Here is a 925-nt window from a genome sequence, read left to right as displayed (position 1 = left end):
CGGAACCAGCCCCAATGCGCGCTGGTGTTCCGTATGAGCGCGAAGGCCAGACTTTTTTTGCGCATCCCGCGCGGATCGCCGCAATTCGGGCCGAAGGGCATTACACGGTACTCTATATGGATGCAGAGAAACTGTTCTGCCCCTGGTCGATCACCGATGCGGAAACGCGGCTTTTGCCCGAAGGGTTCCTGCGGGCGCATCGCAGTTATCTGGTGAACCCGAAACACGTCTCGCGATTTGAACGTCACAAGGACAACGGCACCTGTTATTTCGATGGTGTTGACGCGCTGAGCAAGGTGCCGGTCAGCCGGTCCCGCCTGACAGATATTCGCGAGGCACTGGGGGTCTAGGCGCAACTCGTGCAGTTCTTTCGCATTTCGTGAAACAAGCCGCGCGCTCCGTTTTCCTTAACTGGATCAGTTAAATCCGCCGTTCTTTCCTTACCTCAGGTCCCCCAAGGCATATCGCCCGGACCCAGGGAGGAAAAACATGATACCAGCCGGCTTTGAGTATCACCGGCCAGGCGACATTGCCTCGGCCATCGGCATTCTACAGGAATATGGCGACGAGGCGCGCGTGATCGCGGGCGGGCATAGCCTGATCCCGATGATGAAGCTTCGCATGGCCGAGATGGGTCATCTGGTCGATCTTCAGGCCATTGAAGAACTCAAGGGGATAGAGGTCGGGCCTGACACCGTTACTTTGGGTGCGATGGTCACGCAGCACGAGCTGATCACCCACAGCGGTCTGGCCGAAGCCATTCCGTTGATCCGCGAGGCGGCGCTTCAGATTGCGGATCCGCAAGTGCGGTACATGGGCACTGTCGGTGGCAATGTAGCCAATGGTGACCCGGGCAATGACATGCCGGGTCTGATGCAATGCTTGAACGCCGCGTTCGAGTTGTCCGGCCCGGACGGGAACCGGA

2 protein-coding genes are annotated in these 925 nt (G+C 58.8%); both read left to right on the top strand.

The annotated features are described in order from the left end of the window. A partial coding sequence (locus ACR0C6_RS21460) for a LytTR family DNA-binding domain-containing protein (RefSeq protein ID WP_480621139.1) occupies positions 1–350 on the top strand: 350 nt, incomplete at its 5' end. 139 nt (positions 351–489) lie between these two features. Then, the coding region (locus ACR0C6_RS21455; RefSeq protein WP_480621137.1) for an FAD binding domain-containing protein at positions 490–925 on the top strand (436 nt) is incomplete at its 3' end.

The sequence above is a fragment of the Ruegeria sp. AL12 genome, from assembly GCF_056540885.1.
The sequence above is the reverse complement of the archived record's forward strand: the minus strand, read 5'-3'. Positions and strand labels throughout refer to the sequence as shown.